The 15,698-nt window shown below is 60.3% G+C and carries 14 protein-coding genes, 2 tRNA genes and 1 rRNA gene; 14 read left to right on the top strand and 3 right to left on the bottom strand.

What is annotated here, in order from left to right; all coding sequences use genetic code 11:
* The 3 genes from rrf to ACJ8M3_RS24145 all read left to right on the top strand — a co-directional run.
* A 5S ribosomal RNA gene (rrf, locus tag ACJ8M3_RS24135) occupies positions 1-109 on the top strand; the annotation flags it as partial.
* Positions 110-203: 94 nt separating this feature from the next.
* A tRNA-Asp gene (locus ACJ8M3_RS24140) sits at positions 204-280 on the top strand.
* A gap of 51 nt (positions 281-331) precedes the next feature.
* Positions 332-407: transfer RNA gene (locus ACJ8M3_RS24145), tRNA-Trp, on the top strand.
* Between the two features lie 269 nt (positions 408-676).
* On the opposite strand, the gene hdfR is transcribed toward ACJ8M3_RS24145, so the two are convergent.
* Entirely contained in the window at positions 677-1,504 is an 828-nt protein-coding gene (gene hdfR, locus ACJ8M3_RS24150) for an HTH-type transcriptional regulator HdfR (protein WP_033645382.1), read from the bottom strand.
* A gap of 119 nt (positions 1,505-1,623) precedes the next feature.
* Here hdfR and ACJ8M3_RS24155 point away from each other — a divergent pair, with 119 nt between their 5' ends.
* On the top strand, positions 1,624-1,962 hold the full coding sequence (locus ACJ8M3_RS24155; protein ID WP_004929946.1) for a DUF413 domain-containing protein: 339 nt from the start codon (positions 1,624-1,626) through the stop codon (positions 1,960-1,962).
* 28 nt (positions 1,963-1,990) lie between these two features.
* Here the strand turns inward: ACJ8M3_RS24155 and ACJ8M3_RS24160 are convergent, their stop codons facing one another.
* Positions 1,991-3,514: a YifB family Mg chelatase-like AAA ATPase gene (locus tag ACJ8M3_RS24160; protein WP_089197546.1), complete on the bottom strand. Its 1,524-nt coding sequence runs from the start codon at positions 3,512-3,514 to the stop codon at positions 1,991-1,993.
* Positions 3,515-3,855: 341 nt separating this feature from the next.
* Between ACJ8M3_RS24160 and ACJ8M3_RS24165 the strand changes: the two genes are divergently transcribed.
* The 9 genes from ACJ8M3_RS24165 (at position 3,856) to ACJ8M3_RS24205 (ending at position 13,131) form a co-directional block, all read left to right on the top strand.
* A complete protein-coding gene (locus tag ACJ8M3_RS24165) occupies positions 3,856-5,088 on the top strand; it encodes an MFS transporter (RefSeq protein ID WP_089197545.1) in 1,233 nt (410 codons plus the stop codon).
* 133 nt (positions 5,089-5,221) lie between these two features.
* Positions 5,222-5,320 carry an ilv operon leader peptide gene (ilvL, locus tag ACJ8M3_RS24170; protein WP_013814970.1) on the top strand — a complete coding sequence of 33 codons (99 nt, stop codon included), beginning with the start codon at positions 5,222-5,224 and terminating at the stop codon, positions 5,318-5,320.
* A 142-nt stretch (positions 5,321-5,462) separates the two neighbouring features.
* Positions 5,463-7,109, top strand: coding sequence for an acetolactate synthase 2 catalytic subunit (gene ilvG / locus ACJ8M3_RS24175; RefSeq protein ID WP_033645379.1), 1,647 nt, complete (start codon positions 5,463-5,465; stop codon positions 7,107-7,109).
* Complete coding sequence (gene ilvM, locus ACJ8M3_RS24180) at positions 7,106-7,363, top strand: acetolactate synthase 2 small subunit (RefSeq protein ID WP_004929955.1); 258 nt, start codon at positions 7,106-7,108, stop codon at positions 7,361-7,363. The genes ilvG and ilvM overlap by 4 nt, the downstream gene beginning before the upstream one ends.
* Before the next feature lie 23 nt (positions 7,364-7,386).
* The gene (locus ACJ8M3_RS24185) at positions 7,387-8,313 is read left to right on the top strand and encodes a branched-chain amino acid transaminase (protein ID WP_033645378.1); all 927 of its coding nucleotides are present in this window, start codon (positions 7,387-7,389) and stop codon (positions 8,311-8,313) included.
* A 107-nt stretch (positions 8,314-8,420) separates the two neighbouring features.
* Positions 8,421-10,271 (top strand): dihydroxy-acid dehydratase, encoded by a 1,851-nt coding sequence (gene ilvD, locus ACJ8M3_RS24190; protein WP_015379395.1) that lies wholly within the window; start codon positions 8,421-8,423, stop codon positions 10,269-10,271.
* 5 nt (positions 10,272-10,276) lie between these two features.
* Positions 10,277-11,821: a threonine ammonia-lyase, biosynthetic gene (gene ilvA, locus ACJ8M3_RS24195; RefSeq protein ID WP_015379394.1), complete on the top strand. Its 1,545-nt coding sequence runs from the start codon at positions 10,277-10,279 to the stop codon at positions 11,819-11,821.
* Positions 11,822-11,874: 53 nt separating this feature from the next.
* Positions 11,875-12,408, top strand: a complete 534-nt coding sequence (locus tag ACJ8M3_RS24200; RefSeq protein WP_050594465.1) for a hypothetical protein — start codon at positions 11,875-11,877, stop codon at positions 12,406-12,408.
* A 21-nt stretch (positions 12,409-12,429) separates the two neighbouring features.
* Positions 12,430-13,131 carry a DUF2461 domain-containing protein gene (locus tag ACJ8M3_RS24205; RefSeq protein ID WP_342171371.1) on the top strand — a complete coding sequence of 234 codons (702 nt, stop codon included), beginning with the start codon at positions 12,430-12,432 and terminating at the stop codon, positions 13,129-13,131.
* Positions 13,132-13,141: 10 nt separating this feature from the next.
* Here ACJ8M3_RS24205 and ilvY read toward each other — a convergent pair whose 3' ends face one another.
* Complete coding sequence (gene ilvY / locus ACJ8M3_RS24210) at positions 13,142-14,032, bottom strand: HTH-type transcriptional activator IlvY (protein WP_004929971.1); 891 nt, start codon at positions 14,030-14,032, stop codon at positions 13,142-13,144.
* 168 nt (positions 14,033-14,200) lie between these two features.
* Between ilvY and ilvC the strand changes: the two genes are divergently transcribed.
* A complete protein-coding gene (gene ilvC, locus ACJ8M3_RS24215; protein WP_033645374.1) occupies positions 14,201-15,676 on the top strand; it encodes a ketol-acid reductoisomerase in 1,476 nt (491 codons plus the stop codon).
* Positions 15,677-15,698 lie beyond the last annotated feature (22 nt).

Genomic DNA, 15,698 nt, shown 5'->3' on the forward strand with positions numbered 1-15,698 from the left:
GCAATAGCGCGGTGGTCCCACCTGACCCCATGCCGAACTCAGAAGTGAAACGCCGTAGCGCCGATGGTAGTGTGGGGTCTCCCCATGCGAGAGTAGGACACTGCCAGGCATCAAATAAACGTTATCAGTGTGACGACTGGTAATGCGCAAGTCGCAGAGCGCGATATTGCCGGTATCGAAAGATACAACGTAAAAGAATCGGTGGAGCGGTAGTTCAGTTGGTTAGAATACCTGCCTGTCACGCAGGGGGTCGCGGGTTCGAGCCCCGTCCGTTCCGCCACTTATTTAATTGTGCCTGCTTTTTTAGCAGGCATAATGTTAAGCGAGATTTAGGGGCGTAGCTCAGTTGGTAGAGCACCGGTCTCCAAAACCGGGTGTCGCGAGTTCGAGTCTCTCCGCCCCTGCCATATTAAGAACCCTTTGCGAAAGCAAAGGGTTTTTTTTTACCTACTATCCCTTCCCTTGGAGCATTCCCGCTTTGGAAAAGAGCACATTAGATGCTCTATGCTGATGTCTATCTGATCCGAGTTGCCTTATGATCTTTCGATCTTTACCCCCGCAGACCTCCTGATTCTCCTACCGTTTTGCATTTTCTTCTCTCAGAAGGCGATGGGCGGTTTTTGGTATGATAGACAGCCATGACCACGGCGGCGGCTTTTAAGGCCGCCATAGCGCTTTAGGCTGCGGTATTTAAAGGTATTTTAAGTAATTGCCGAATCAAAGGCTGTTGATCGCTGTTTTGCAACCAGACGGCATACAGTGGGCGGACAATCGGCGGGATCTCGGCGGCGGCAAGCAACTGCGGATACTCTTTTTCCCACTGGCTGGGCAGGAAAGCGCATCCGCCTGTGGTTTCCAGCAACTGACGCGTCAGGTGTGCCGAGGTGGTCGTGAGTACCGGCACGTTATCACCTTCCAACATGCGGTTTTCCTGTTGGTGGAAGTCGGCCCCCCATTCCAGCTTGATGTACGGCATGGGGGATTGCTTGTCACGACGCGCGGATGAGAACAGGCGTAATGAGAAATTGCCCAGCTGCTGGCTGGCCAGTTCGTCCATCTTTGGCGGCTCAGTGGTGATCAGTAAATCGAGCTGCCTTTCATGCAGTTGCTTTACCAAAGAGTGCCTTAAGGCCACCCTGGCTTCGAGCTGCAGCGCCTCTCTTTGTTGATAGAGAGATTGCAACCAGGGGGTCAAATAAGCCTCCCACAACGAGGCAGTGGCGCCGATCGACAGCTCGGTATGTTGCAGTGAACGCACGACTTCTTTCTTCGCCAACTGCCAGGTGTTCATCAGGCTTTCGGCATAGGGCAGAAGCCGCTCGCCGGCAGGCGTCAGGCGGATGTTATTGCGATGACGGGTAAATAAATTTGCGCCCAACTGGTTTTCTAACTGACGGATGCGGAAACTGACCGCGGACTGCGTTAAGTACAAAGATTCTGCGGCTCTGCCAAAGTGACGCGTTCTACTGACCTCCAAAAAGGTTTTCAGTAATTCGGTATCCACACCTATCTCCAAAAAAATTTGTCGTTAAGATTTAAATGTTTTGTTTTACACGCTGTCAAGCCTATCTAATACTCCGCGCCATAAACAGCACGGCCATAAGAGAATTAGGAGCGTGTCAGATGGCGGATAGCTTCACCACGACCAATCGTTTTTTTGATAATAAACATTACCCTCGCGGGTTCTCCCGTCACGGCGATTTCACCATTAAAGAGGCGCAATTGCTAGAGCGCTTCGGCTACGCGTTTAACGAGCTGGACTCGGGCAAACGCCAGCCGGCCACTGAAGAAGAACAGCTGTTCGTCGCAGTGTGCCGCGGTGAGCGCGAAGCGGCTACCGAGCAGGAAAAAGTATGGGCTAAATATCTGGCGCGCACACGTCGCCCGAAGAAATTCCATACGCTGTCCGGCGGTAAGCCACAGGCTGACGCAGTAGAAGATTACAGCGACAGCGAAGACTAAAGACGATGGGGCCTTCGGGCCCCATTTTCTATTCCAGACTACGATGCAGTTGTAACAGCAGACGGTCCATACTGCGATAGCTCAGCGCTTCGCTGAGGTGGCGCCTGCCGATCTCGGCATCCCCCGCCAAATCCGCCAGCGTGCGCGCCACTTTCAAGATGCGCTGCCAGGCGCGGACCGATAACCCCAACGCGTTTAATGTCACTTCCAAAAACTCGGCGTCTGCCGCCTGCAACACGCAATCCCGTTCCACTTCACGGTTGGTTAACAGCGCGTTGATTTTACCGGCGCGTTCGAGCTGCCGGGTGCGTGCCTGTCGCACTCTTTCCCGCACCTGCTCGCTGCTTTCTCCCTGAGTTTGCCGCTTACTGAGCGTACCTGGAGGTAACAGCGGCACTTCGATAGACAGATCGAAACGATCGAGAAAAGGCCCTGACAGCCGGGCCAGGTAGCGCAGCACCTGCTGCGGCGAGGCGCGATTATGCATACCCTGGTAATGCCCGGTTGGGCTGGGATTCATCGCCGCGATCAATTGCACCTTGGCCGGGAAGCAGACCTTGGCGTTGGCACGTGAAATCACGATCTCGCCGGATTCCAGCGGTTCACGCAGCGCATCCAGCACCTTACGCTCGAATTCCGGCAGCTCATCCAGAAACAGCACGCCGTTATGCGCCATAGATATCTCACCCGGGCGCGGCAGTGAGCCGCCGCCGACCAACGCCGCCATCGATGCGCTGTGATGCGGTGCGCGAAATGGCCTCTGGCGCCATGGCAAAGCGGTGAGAACAGGATGCTGCAAGCTGGCGACCGCCAGGCTTTCCAGCGCCTCAGGTTCCGTCAGCGGCGGCAGTAAGCCCGTCAGTCGACTGGCCAGCATGGTTTTACCGGTGCCCGGCGGCCCAATCAACAATAGGTTATGCCCGCCGGCGGCAGCGATCTCTAATGCCCGCTTGGCCTGCTCTTGGCCGATGATGTCGCGCAGATCGGCGTTCTCGTGCGGGTTGTCTGCCGCGGGAGGCGTGATGGCTACCGGCAGCTCGCCCTGGCCGAGCAAAAAGGCACAGACCTCCAACAGGTGTTGGGCAGTATGGGATTGTGACTGCGCAATCAGGCCGACCTCGGCGGCGTTGTCCGTGGAGAGGACCAATTGTCGCCCGGCGTCAGCCGCCGCCAGCGCCGCCGGGATGGCGCCTCTGACCGCGCGCAGCGCGCCGGACAGCGCCAGTTCGCCAAGAAACTCGTAGCGTGCCAACGGGGCGAGGGGCAGTTGCTCGGAGGCGGCGAGGATCGCCAGCGCAATCGGCAGATCGTAGCGCCCGCCTTCTTTCGGCAGATCGGCCGGCGCCAAATTGACGGTGATGCGGCGGGCGGGAAAGGTGAAACCGTTGTTGATCAGGGCGCTGCGCACCCGATCGCGCGCCTCTTTTACCGTGGTTTCCGGCAGGCCAACCAGCGTCAGGCCGGGCAGGCCATTGCTGATATGCACCTCTACCGTTACGGAAGGGGCCTGAACGCCGATGATGGCGCGGCTATAGATTACCGCCAGTGACATATCGCTCTCCTTGCTGAGGGCGGCATGATGCGCGATTTATCCAGGTGCCGCGCGGCGTTCTTGGCATTTTTTCCATGAAACTCGCAGCATAATCACTGATTTTCATCGAATTGAACGAAATTGTGCGAACTGCCTCGCAGCCTATGGCAATACCCATTAACAATTCGCTGAAGCCTGCAACACATTAGCGGCCTGTACGCATTGCAGCCATAGGCTTGATGGGTGTATTTAACAATTGATTAAAAGAAAAATCACTTCTTTAACACACTCCGACCGCCGCGGCAGTCTGCCCGGCAGCCGCTAAATCTCCTGACTTCGTACTCTACGGTAGGGATAACACTATGTTTGGTTGGACCCCGCTGCAACGCAATGCGGCAATCGCCAGTTTTTCAAGCTGGACGCTCGACGCTTTCGATTTTTTCGTGCTGGTATTCTTACTCAACGACATCGCACAATCCTTTCACGTCGGCCTGGAACAGGTCACGTTGGCGATTCTGCTCACGCTGGCGGTGCGGCCGATCGGCGCGCTGATCTTCGGGCGCGCTGCGGAAAAATATGGCCGCAAACCGATCCTGATGCTGAATATCGTCTTCTTCTCGGTGTTTGAGCTGCTCTCCGCCGCCGCGCCCTCGCTGACGGTCTTCTTGCTGTTACGAGTGTTGTACGGCGTTGCGATGGGCGGTATCTGGGGCGTGGCGTCATCATTGGCGATGGAAACCATACCGGACCGCTCGCGCGGCTTGATGTCGGGCATTTTCCAGGCCGGCTATCCGTTCGGTTATCTGCTGGCGGCGGTGGTGTACGGCCTGCTGTTCGAAACGGTCGGCTGGCGCGGCATGTTCGTCATCGGCGCGGCGCCGATCCTGCTGCTGCCGTTTATTTATTATTGCGTGCAGGAGTCGCCGGTGTGGCTGGCGGCGCGTGAACGTAAAGAAAGCAGCGCCTTGCTGCCGGTGTTGAAGAGCCACTGGAAGCTGTGCTGCTATCTGGTGCTGCTGATGGCGGCGTTCAATTTCTTCTCTCACGGCACGCAGGATCTGTATCCGGTATTTCTGAAAGTTCAGCACGGTTTCGATCCGAAAACCGTCAGTATCATCGCCATTAGCTACAATATCGCGTCAATTATCGGCGGCGTTTTCTTCGGTTCGTTATCGGAAAAAATCGGCCGCAAAAAAGCGATTATCATCGCCGCATTGTTGGCGTTACCGGTGATCCCGCTGTGGGCGTTTTCCAGCGGTTCGCTGATGCTCGGGATCGGCGCTTTCCTGATGCAATTCATGGTGCAGGGCGCCTGGGGCGTGGTGCCGACCTACCTGACCGAGCTGGTGCCGGCCAACACCCGCGCGGTGCTACCGGGGTTCGTGTATCAGCTGGGCAACCTGATCGCTTCGGTCAACGCCACGCTGCAAGCCACCCTCGCCGAGCATCATGGGCATAATTACGGCCTGGCGATGGCCATGGTTGCCGGGACGGTGGCGGTGGCGATCGCTCTGTTGGTGTTCTTCGGCAAGGATACACGCGGCAAGGCCATCACCGGCGCGGTGAAAAATCCAGGTATGCGCGCCAACGTGTGAAATCCGGGCGATTCGCGTGAGGTATGACCAGATTGCGCCGAATAATAACGCAAAAAAAGTGTTGTCATGTCGCGCGCGGCTGTGGTACCTCTGTAAGCATTAGTTCTGAATGAGCACAGTGAACAAACCCATTATGAAAGCCTTTGCCCAAGTGATTAGCCTAGTCGTGATTAGCGTGGTGGTGATTATTATCCCACCGTGCGGGGCTGCACTTGGACGAAGAAAGGCTTAGCAAACAAGCCGGAATCGCAAGAGAACCCCCGCACCGTCAGGTCCGGGGGTTTTTTATTGGCAAGAGAAAAGTGGAGCAAGGGGCAGAGCATGAAAAACAGAACAAAATCCTGCGGTTGTCGAAGTAAGGCGGGGAAATAACTATGAATGGCGCTCAGTGGGTAGTTCAAGCGTTGCGTGCGCAGGGTGTGGATACCGTATTCGGCTATCCGGGCGGGGCAATCATGCCGGTGTACGATGCGCTGTACGACGGCGGCGTGGAACACCTGCTGTGCCGCCATGAACAGGGCGCCGCCATGGCCGCCATCGGTTACGCCCGCGCCACCGGCAAAGTCGGTGTCTGTATCGCCACTTCCGGTCCCGGCGCCACCAACCTGATCACCGGGCTGGCGGATGCGCTGCTCGATTCCGTTCCCGTTGTCGCCATCACCGGTCAGGTGGGATCCGCGCTGATCGGCACCGATGCCTTTCAGGAGATCGATGTTCTCGGCCTGTCTCTGGCCTGCACCAAGCACAGCTTCCTGGTGGAATCGCTGGATGCCTTGCCGGGCATCATGGCGGAAGCTTTCGCCATCGCCGCCGGCGGCCGTCCTGGCCCGGTGCTGATCGATATCCCGAAAGACATCCAGCTGGCGCAAGGCGACCTGCATCCGCATTTGATGCCGGTCGATGAAGCGCCGGCATTACCGACGGCGGCGTTGGCCGAGGCGGCTGAGCTGCTGGCGCAGGCGCATAAACCGATGCTGTACGTCGGCGGCGGCGTGGGCATGGCGCAGGCGGTGCCGGCGCTGCGCGAGTTCATCGCCGTGACCCGCATGCCGAACGTCGCCACCCTAAAGGGGCTGGGCGCGCCGGATGCGCAAGATCCGCTGTACCTTGGCATGTTGGGTATGCACGGCACCAAGGCCGCTAACCTGGCAGTACAGGAGTGCGATCTGCTGATCGCCGTCGGCGCGCGTTTCGATGACCGCGTGACCGGCAAGCTGAATGCCTTCGCGCCGCACGCCAAAGTGATCCACATGGATATCGACCCGGCGGAGATGAGCAAGCTGCGCCAGGCGCATGTGGCCCTGCAGGGCGATCTGAAAGCGTTGCTGCCGGCGTTGCAGCGCCCGCTGAACATCGCCGCCTGGCGGCAACGGGTGACGGCGCTGAAAGCCGATCACGCCTGCCGCTACGATCATCCCGGCCAGCCGATTTACGCGCCGCTGTTCTTGCGCCAGCTGTCCGCCCGCAAGCCGGCCAACAGCGTGGTGACCACCGACGTCGGCCAGCACCAGATGTGGAGCGCGCAGCACATGACGTTCGAGCGCCCGGAGAATTTCATCACCTCCAGTGGCCTCGGCACCATGGGGTTCGGCGTGCCGGCGGCGGTCGGGGCCCAGATCGCGCGTCCGCAAGATACGGTGATCTGCGTCTCGGGCGATGGTTCCTTCATGATGAACGTGCAGGAACTGGGCACCATTAAGCGCAAACAGCTGCCGCTGAAGATCGTGCTGCTGGACAACCAGCGCCTCGGAATGGTGCGCCAATGGCAGCAGCTGTTCTTCGACGGCCGCTACAGCGAAACCAACCTGTCCGATAACCCCGACTTCCTGATGCTGGCCGCCGCCTTCGGCATTCCCGGCCAGCGCATCAGCCGCAAGGATCAGGTGGAGGGCGCGCTCGAGGCGCTGTTCAACACCGAAGGCCCTTATCTGCTGCAGGTCTCTATCGACGAACTCGAAAACGTCTGGCCGCTGGTGCCGCCGGGCGCCGGCAACGAAACCATGTTGGAGGAAATATCATGATGCAGCATCAACTCTCGATCCAGGCGCGTTTTCGCCCCGAAATGTTAGAGCGCGTATTGCGGGTCGTGCGTCATCGCGGCTTTCAGGTTTGTGCTATGAATATGGTTTCCCCGGCCAACGCCGACAGCATCAATATCGAATTGACCGTTGCCAGCCCGCGTCCGGTCGCCCTGTTGTCATCTCAATTAAGCAAACTGATGGACGTCTCCTGCGTCGAGATCCAGCAGCCAACATCACAACAAATACGCGCCTGAGGCGCCGAGAAGGATAAATAACAATGACAAAGAAAGCCGATTACATTTGGTTCAATGGTGAGATGGTTCCTTGGGCCGAGGCCAAAGTGCACGTGATGTCGCACGCGTTGCATTACGGCACGTCGGTGTTTGAAGGCGTACGCTGCTATGACTCGCACTTGGGGCCGGTGGTATTCCGTCATCGCGAGCATATGCAGCGCCTGCACGATTCGGCGAAAATCTACCGCATGCCGGTGTCGCAAAGCGTCGACGAGCTGATGGAAGCCTGCCGCGCTACGCTGCGCAAGAACAACCTGGTCAGCGCGTACATTCGTCCGCTGGTGTTCGTCGGCGATGTCGGCATGGGCGTCAACCCGCCGGCCGGTTATAAAACGGACGTGATTATCGCGGCGTTTCCTTGGGGCGCTTATTTGGGTGAAGAAGCGCTGGATCAAGGCATCGATGCGATGGTCTCCTCCTGGCACCGCGTCGCACCAAACACGATCCCCACTGCGGCCAAGGCCGGCGGCAACTATCTTTCCTCCCTGCTGGTGGGCAGCGAAGCGCGCCGCCACGGCTATCAGGAAGGCATCGCGCTCGACGTGCACGGCTACATTTCCGAAGGGGCGGGCGAGAACCTGTTTGAAGTGAAAGACGGCGTGCTCTATACCCCGCCGTTCACCTCGTCGGCGCTGCCGGGCATCACCCGCGACGCGATCATTAAGCTGGCGAAAGACATGGGCTTCGACGTGCGCGAGCAGGTGCTGTCGCGCGAATCGCTGTACCTGGCCGACGAAGTGTTCATGTCCGGCACCGCGGCGGAAATCACGCCGGTGCGCAGCGTGGACGGCATTCAGGTCGGCATCGGCAAATGCGGCCCGGTGACCAAACAGATCCAACAGGCGTTCTTCGGCCTGTTCAGCGGCAAGACCGAAGACAAATACGGGTGGCTGGATCCGGTAAACCCGTAACGACAAGGCTCGCCGCGCAGCGTGGCGGACGACAAGACAGACAAGATAAGAAATATCCAGGCGGTTCGTTCGCCGCCTGCCATAAATACATTTGGAGTGAAAAGAGCATGCCTAAGTACCGTTCCGCCACCACCACCCACGGCCGCAATATGGCGGGTGCCCGCGCATTGTGGCGCGCGACCGGGATGACCGACGCCGATTTCGGCAAGCCGATCATCGCCGTGGTCAACTCCTTTACCCAGTTCGTGCCGGGCCACGTGCATCTGCGCGATCTGGGCAAACTGGTCGCCGAACAGATCGAGGCTTCAGGCGGCGTGGCCAAAGAGTTCAACACCATCGCGGTGGATGACGGCATCGCCATGGGCCACGGCGGCATGCTCTATTCCCTGCCGTCGCGCGAGCTGATCGCCGACTCGGTCGAATACATGGTGAACGCCCACTGCGCCGACGCGATGGTGTGCATCTCCAACTGCGACAAAATCACCCCGGGCATGCTGATGGCGGCGTTGCGCCTGAACATCCCGGTGATCTTCGTTTCCGGCGGCCCGATGGAAGCCGGCAAAACCAAACTCTCCAACCAGATCATCAAGCTGGATCTGGTGGACGCGATGATCCAGGGCGCGAACCCGAACGTCAGCGACGCCGACAGCGAGCAGATCGAGCGTTCCGCCTGCCCGACCTGCGGTTCCTGCTCCGGCATGTTCACCGCCAACTCGATGAACTGCCTGACCGAAGCGCTGGGCCTGTCGCAGCCGGGCAACGGTTCGCTGCTGGCCACCCACGCCGATCGCAAGGAACTGTTCCTCAACGCCGGCAAGCGCATCGTCGAGCTGACCAAACGTTATTACGAGCAGGATGACGAAAGCGCGCTGCCGCGCAATATCGCCAACAAGGCGGCGTTCGAAAACGCCATGACGCTGGATATCGCCATGGGCGGTTCGACCAACACCGTGCTGCACCTGCTGGCTTCGGCGCAGGAAGGCGAGGTGGACTTCACCATGGAAGACATCGATCGTCTGTCGCGCAAAGTGCCGCACCTGTGCAAGGTGGCACCGAGCACGCAGAAATATCACATGGAAGACGTGCACCGCGCCGGCGGCGTGATCGGCATCCTCGGCGAGCTGGATCGCGCCGGCTTGCTGAACCGCGAGGTGAACAACGTATTGGGGCTGACCCTGCCGCAGACGCTGGAAGCTTACGACGTGATGCTGACCCGCGACGAAAGCGTCAAGAAAATGTACTCCGCCGGGCCGGCCGGTATCCGCACCACGCAGGCATTCTCCCAGGATTGCCGTTGGGATTCGCTGGACACCGACCGCAAGGAAGGTTGCATCCGCACCCGTGAGCACGCTTACAGTCAGGACGGCGGATTGGCGGTGCTGTACGGCAACCTGGCGGAAAACGGCTGCATCGTCAAAACCGCCGGCGTCGACAAGGAAATCCTCACCTTCCGCGGCCCGGCCAAAGTGTATGAAAGCCAGGACGATGCGGTAGAAGCGATCCTCGGCGGTAAAGTCGTGGCGGGCGACGTAGTGGTGATTCGCTACGAAGGGCCGAAAGGCGGGCCGGGCATGCAGGAAATGCTTTACCCAACCACCTACCTGAAATCGATGGGGCTGGGCAAGGCATGCGCGCTGATCACCGACGGGCGTTTCTCCGGCGGCACCTCCGGGTTGTCCATCGGCCACGCTTCGCCGGAAGCGGCTAACGGCGGCCTGATCGCCCTGGTGCAGGACGGCGACATGATTGCGATCGACATTCCTCATCGCGGCATCCAGCTGGATGTCAGCGAGCAGGAGTTGGCGGCGCGGCATGAGGCGGAACTGGCGCGCGGCGACGCGGCCTGGACGCCGAAAAATCGTGAACGTCAGGTGTCCTTCGCGCTGCGCGCCTACGCCTCGTTGGCCACCAGCGCCGACAAAGGCGCGGTGCGCGACAAGAGCAAACTGGGGGGATAAGCAGCATGGCGGTCTCTCAACCCCTACCCAGCGCCCCCTGCGGCGCGGAATATCTGCGAGCGGTACTGCGCTCGCCGGTTTACGAGGTGGCGCAAGTCACCCCGTTGCAGGCCATGAGCAAAATCTCTTCGCGCCTCGGCAACACCATTTTGGTGAAGCGCGAAGATCGCCAGCCGGTGCACAGTTTCAAGCTGCGCGGGGCCTATGCGATGATCGCCGGGCTGGACGAAGAGCAGAAGGCGCGCGGCGTCGTGACGGCTTCGGCCGGCAACCACGCGCAGGGCGTCGCCTTCTCCGGTAAACGGCTGGGCATCAAAACGCTGATCGTGATGCCGGTGTCCACCGCGGACATCAAGGTGGATGCGGTGCGCGGCTTCGGCGGCGAAGTGTTGCTGCACGGCGCCAATTTCGACGAGGCAAAAGCGAAGGCGATCGAGCTTTCCCAACAGCAGGGCATGACCTTTGTGCCGCCGTTCGATCACCCGACGGTGATCGCCGGGCAGGGCACGCTGGCGATGGAGCTGCTGCAGCAAGACGCGCATCTGGATCGGGTTTTCGTGCCGGTCGGCGGCGGCGGCCTGGCCGCCGGGGTGGCGGTGCTGATCAAACAGCTGATGCCGCAGATCAAAGTGATCGGCGTCGAAGCGGAAGACTCCGCCTGCCTGCGCGCGGCGCTGGATGCCGGCCATCCGGTGGATCTGGCGCGCGTCGGGCTGTTCGCCGAAGGCGTGGCGGTGAAGCGCATCGGCGACGAAACCTTCCGCCTGTGCCGTGAGTATCTGGACGACGTGATCACCGTGGACAGCGACGCCATCTGCGCGGCGGTCAAAGATCTGTTCGAGGACGTGCGCGCCATTGCCGAACCTTCCGGCGCGCTGGCTTTGGCGGGGCTGAAAAAGTACGTCCAGCAGCACAACATTCAGGGTGAGCGTCTCGCGCACGTGCTGTCCGGCGCCAATCTCAACTTCCACGGGCTGCGCTACGTTTCCGAGCGTTGCGAACTGGGCGAACAGCGCGAAGCGCTGCTGGCGGTGACCATTCCGGAACAGCAGGGCAGCTTCCTCAAGTTCTGCCAACTGCTGGGCGGGCGCTCGGTGACCGAATTCAACTACCGCTACGCCGATGCCGACAACGCCTGCATTTTCGTCGGCGTGCGGCTGACGCGCGGCCACGCCGAACGGCGGGAGATCATCGACGAACTCAACGCCGACGGTTATCAGGTGGTGGATCTGTCGGACGACGAGATGGCTAAACTGCACGTGCGCTACATGGTGGGCGGGCGTCCGTCGAAGCCGCTGCGCGAACGGCTGTACAGCTTTGAGTTTCCGGAGTCGCCGGGCGCGCTGCTGAAGTTCCTGCAGACGCTGGGCACGCACTGGAACATCTCGCTGTTCCACTATCGCAGCCACGGCACCGACTTCGGCCGGGTGCTGGCGGCCTTCGAACTGGCGCAAAGCGAGCCGGAATTCGAGCGGCACCTGCAGGCGCTGGGCTACGATTGCCACGACGAAACCGACAACCCGGCGTTCCGCTTCTTTTTGCAGGGGTGAGTCCGGTGGGTTTATCCGACCGGTTGTCCCGTTTAGCGGCAGAAGGCCAGGAGATGGAAAGCCAAATCGCGGCGCGCGATCGTGCGCTTTTCGCCGGCGTGGATGCGCAGCTCGAGCAGCATTTCATGACGCCGGGCCAGCGGCTGTCACCGCCGGGCGTCGGCAACGTCATGCTGCTGATGGTGTGCCTGATGCTGGGCCTGGCGGGCGTGATGGGTCTGGTCACGGATGTGGCGGCCGCCTGGAGCGGCAAGACCTCCGCCGCCGTGTTGATGGGCAGCGGCGCGATCGTGGCGGTGTGGATGACGCTGATCCTGTTCCAACTGGTGCAGGGTAAAAACAGCGGGGTGGTATTGCTGCAATATTACCTTGGCATGCTCGGTCTGTGTTGCCTCGGCGGCGCGGCGGCGTGGGCGGCGGGCATGACCGGCATCGCCACCGGCGCCCTGCTGCTGGGGGGCGCGGTTGGCGGGGCGCTGTTCAGCAACCGGGCGGCGTTCTACCTGTATGTCGCCTATTTCCGCACGCGTCGGCGCGTGTTTATCAAACGCCGTTGGCAGAGGGAAGATCTGCGCAATACCCGATAAACCGTCAGAACGGAAAAACTTATGACGCAACCTTTCTCCGGCTTTAGCCAGCAGGGCCTGAATTTCCTGCAGCAGGTGCGGATCGAGAACGATAAGGCGTGGTTCGACGGCAACCGCGATATCTACGATCGCGAGCTGCTGGCGCCGTTTCGCGCGCTGGTGGAGCAGCTTGCTCCCAGCATGCTGGCGATCGATCCGCAGTTCGAGACTCGCCCGGCGATCGGCAAAACGCTGTCGCGCATTCATCGCGATACGCGGTTTTCTCACGACAAGTCGCGCTACCGCAGCCGCATGTGGCTGACGTTCAAGCGCCCGAGCAAAGACTGGAAAGATGCGCCGGTCTACTTTTTCGAACTGGGGCCGGACATGCTGCGCTATGGGCTCGGTTACTACAGCGCCAACAAGCCGACCATGGATCTGTTCCGCCATACGCTGAAACAGCGGCCGCAGCCTTTCCTGGAGGTGGCCGCCTGTTGCCGGCCGCCGTTCGAGCTGGTGGGCGAGAGCTACAAGCGTCCGCTGGTCAAGGAGCAGGCGGCGGAGATCGCCACCTGGTACAACCGCAAATCGTTCGCGGTGATGGTCAGCGACAGCGAAGTTGAAAAGCTGTTCAACGCCGATCTGGCGCCGCTGCTGGCCGGGGCATTTTTGCAGCTTGAGCCGCTCTATCACTGGCTGATGCAGGTGGAGGCGATGAAGCAGGTCGATCCGGCCGACCTGTAAAAACCCCGCGTCAGCGGGGATGCAGCAATCGCCAAAAGGCGTCGATCAGCGGATCGCTGAGGCGTTTTTTCTGGACGCAGACCCCCAACTCGAACGGTTCGACCATCGAGATGTTATCCAACTGCGAGATGCGGTTGCGCACCGGTTCCGGGCTGTTGTCCACCACTACGCTCGGGATCAGCGCGATGCCGCAGCCCAGGGCCACCATCGACACGATGGCTTCGTGGCCGCCGACGGTGGCGTAAATCAGCGGATTGCTGATGCGGTGACGGCGGAACCACAGTTCGATGCGTTTTCGCGAAGGGCCGTGCTCCGGCAAGATGAAGGGGATCTCGGCCCAGTCGGGCTTGTCGGCGAACGCCTGGCTGCGCACCGCGCAGGGCAGCGCCGGCGCGATCAGCACCAGCGGAATTTCGCCGATTTTGGTGAACGCCACGCTGGCGGGCAGCGTTTCCGGCCGGCCGGCGATGCCGAGATCGGCCTCGTTGGACTGCACCTTGTCGACCGCGTCGGCGGCGTCGCCGGTGGTCAGCTTGATCTCTACCAGCGGGTGCTGTGCGCGGAAGCGATCGAGGATCGGCGGCAGGTGGCTGTACGCGGCAGTCACCGAGCAGAACAGCCGCAGTTCGCCGCTCAGCGAAGGGCCGTGCTGGCCGAGCGAGTGCTTGAGCTGCTGATATTGCAGCAGCGTTTGCTGGGCGAATTCTTTCAGCTGTTCGCCGGCGTCGGTGAGCTGCACGGTGCGGTTATCGCGCAGGAACAGCGGCTGCCCGAGGATCTCTTCCAGCCGCTGGATCTGGCGGGAGAGCGTCGACGGGCTGACGTGCATCGCCTTGGCGGTGCGCCCGAAGTGATGGCTTTCGGCCAGATGCAGGAACAGCTTTAAATCACGTAAATCCATATCGATACGCTCGCAGTGAGAGTGTTGCAAAAATTGCAATATCACGTTCTCAATATATCAATTTAAGCAACGCATTTCCTGTTATACATTGAGTTTAACGAATCTCCGCACAGACAGGGCGGGGAATGAAAATAACAATGCAAGACAACATCAAACCGGAGTACCACCATGGCTAACTATTTCAACACATTGAACCTGCGTCAGCAGTTGGCGCAATTGGGTAAATGCCGCTTTATGGCGCGCGACGAATTTGCTGACGAAGCCGGCTACCTGAAAGGTAAAAAAGTGGTGATTGTCGGCTGTGGCGCCCAGGGGCTGAACCAGGGTCTGAACATGCGCGATTCCGGTCTGGATGTCGCCTATGCCCTGCGCAAAGAAGCGATCGACGAGAAGCGCGCTTCCTGGCGCAAGGCGACCGAAAATGGCTTCAAGGTCGGCACCTACGAAGACCTGATCCCGCAGGCGGATCTGGTGGTCAACCTAACGCCGGACAAGCAGCACTCTTCCGTAGTGCGCGCGGTGCAGCCGCTGATGAAAGACGGCGCGGCGCTGGGTTACTCCCACGGCTTCAACATCGTTGAAGTGGGTGAGCAGGTGCGTAAAGACATCACCGTGGTGATGGTCGCGCCGAAATGCCCGGGCACCGAAGTGCGTGAAGAGTACAAGCGCGGCTTCGGCGTGCCGACCCTGATTGCGGTTCACCCGGAAAACGATCCGAAAGGCGAAGGCATGGCGATCGCCAAGGCCTGGGCGGCGGCGACCGGCGGCCACCGCGCCGGCGTGCTGGAGTCTTCCTTCGTTGCCGAAGTGAAATCCGATTTGATGGGCGAGCAGACCATTCTGTGCGGCATGCTGCAGGCGGGTTCGCTGCTGTGCTTCGACAAGCTGGTTGCTGAGGGCACCGATCCGGCTTACGCCGAGAAACTGATTCAGTTCGGCTGGGAAACCATCACCGAAGCGCTGAAGCAGGGCGGCATCACCCTGATGATGGATCGCCTGTCCAACCCGGCCAAGCTGCGTGCCTATGCGCTGTCCGAACAGCTGAAAACCATCATGGCGCCGCTGTTCCAGAAGCACATGGACGACATCATTTCCGGCGCGTTCTCCAGCGGCATGATGGCCGACTGGGCGGAAGACGACGTGAAACTGCTGACCTGGCGCGAAGAGACCGGCAAAACCGCATTCGAGAATGCGCCGCAGTTTGAAGGCAAGATCAGCGAGCAAGAGTACTTCGATCACGGCGTGCTGATGGTGGCGATGGTGAAAGCGGGCGTTGAGCTGGCGTTCGAAACCATGGTCGATGCCGGCATCATCGAAGAGTCGGCTTACTACGAGTCGCTGCACGAGCTGCCGCTGATCGCCAACACCATTGCGCGTAAGCGTCTGTATGAAATGAACGTGGTTATCTCCGATACCGCAGAGTACGGCAACTACCTGTTCGCCAACGCGGCTGTGCCGCTGCTGAAGGACTTCATGACCACCCTGCAGGCGGGCGATTTGGGCAAAGCTGTGACGGGTACGGCGGTGGACAATGCGCAGCTGCGCGACGTGAACGAAGCGGTGCGCAGCCACCCTATCGAAACCGTCGGCCGTAAACTGCGCGGCTACATGACCGATATGAAACGCATCGCCGTCGCGGGCTGATTTTCCGCAAGGCAAAGCACAA

Source organism: Serratia sp. CY55921, assembly GCF_052167655.1.
Classification (GTDB): domain Bacteria; phylum Pseudomonadota; class Gammaproteobacteria; order Enterobacterales; family Enterobacteriaceae; genus Serratia; species Serratia ureilytica.

Coding starts and splice junctions, on each gene's coding strand:
- ACJ8M3_RS24155 (WP_004929946.1), top strand. CDS start 1,624: ATGGCGGATAGCTTCACCACGACCAATCGTTTTTTTGATAATAAACAT.
- ACJ8M3_RS24160 (WP_089197546.1), bottom strand. CDS start 3,514: ATGTCACTGGCGGTAATCTATAGCCGCGCCATCATCGGCGTTCAGGCC.
- ACJ8M3_RS24165 (WP_089197545.1), top strand. CDS start 3,856: ATGTTTGGTTGGACCCCGCTGCAACGCAATGCGGCAATCGCCAGTTTT.
- ilvL (WP_013814970.1), top strand. CDS start 5,222: ATGAAAGCCTTTGCCCAAGTGATTAGCCTAGTCGTGATTAGCGTGGTG.
- ilvG (WP_033645379.1), top strand. CDS start 5,463: ATGAATGGCGCTCAGTGGGTAGTTCAAGCGTTGCGTGCGCAGGGTGTG.
- ilvM (WP_004929955.1), top strand. CDS start 7,106: ATGATGCAGCATCAACTCTCGATCCAGGCGCGTTTTCGCCCCGAAATG.
- ACJ8M3_RS24185 (WP_033645378.1), top strand. CDS start 7,387: ATGACAAAGAAAGCCGATTACATTTGGTTCAATGGTGAGATGGTTCCT.
- ilvD (WP_015379395.1), top strand. CDS start 8,421: ATGCCTAAGTACCGTTCCGCCACCACCACCCACGGCCGCAATATGGCG.
- ilvA (WP_015379394.1), top strand. CDS start 10,277: ATGGCGGTCTCTCAACCCCTACCCAGCGCCCCCTGCGGCGCGGAATAT.
- ACJ8M3_RS24200 (WP_050594465.1), top strand. CDS start 11,875: ATGGAAAGCCAAATCGCGGCGCGCGATCGTGCGCTTTTCGCCGGCGTG.
- ACJ8M3_RS24205 (WP_342171371.1), top strand. CDS start 12,430: ATGACGCAACCTTTCTCCGGCTTTAGCCAGCAGGGCCTGAATTTCCTG.
- ilvY (WP_004929971.1), bottom strand. CDS start 14,032: ATGGATTTACGTGATTTAAAGCTGTTCCTGCATCTGGCCGAAAGCCAT.
- ilvC (WP_033645374.1), top strand. CDS start 14,201: ATGGCTAACTATTTCAACACATTGAACCTGCGTCAGCAGTTGGCGCAA.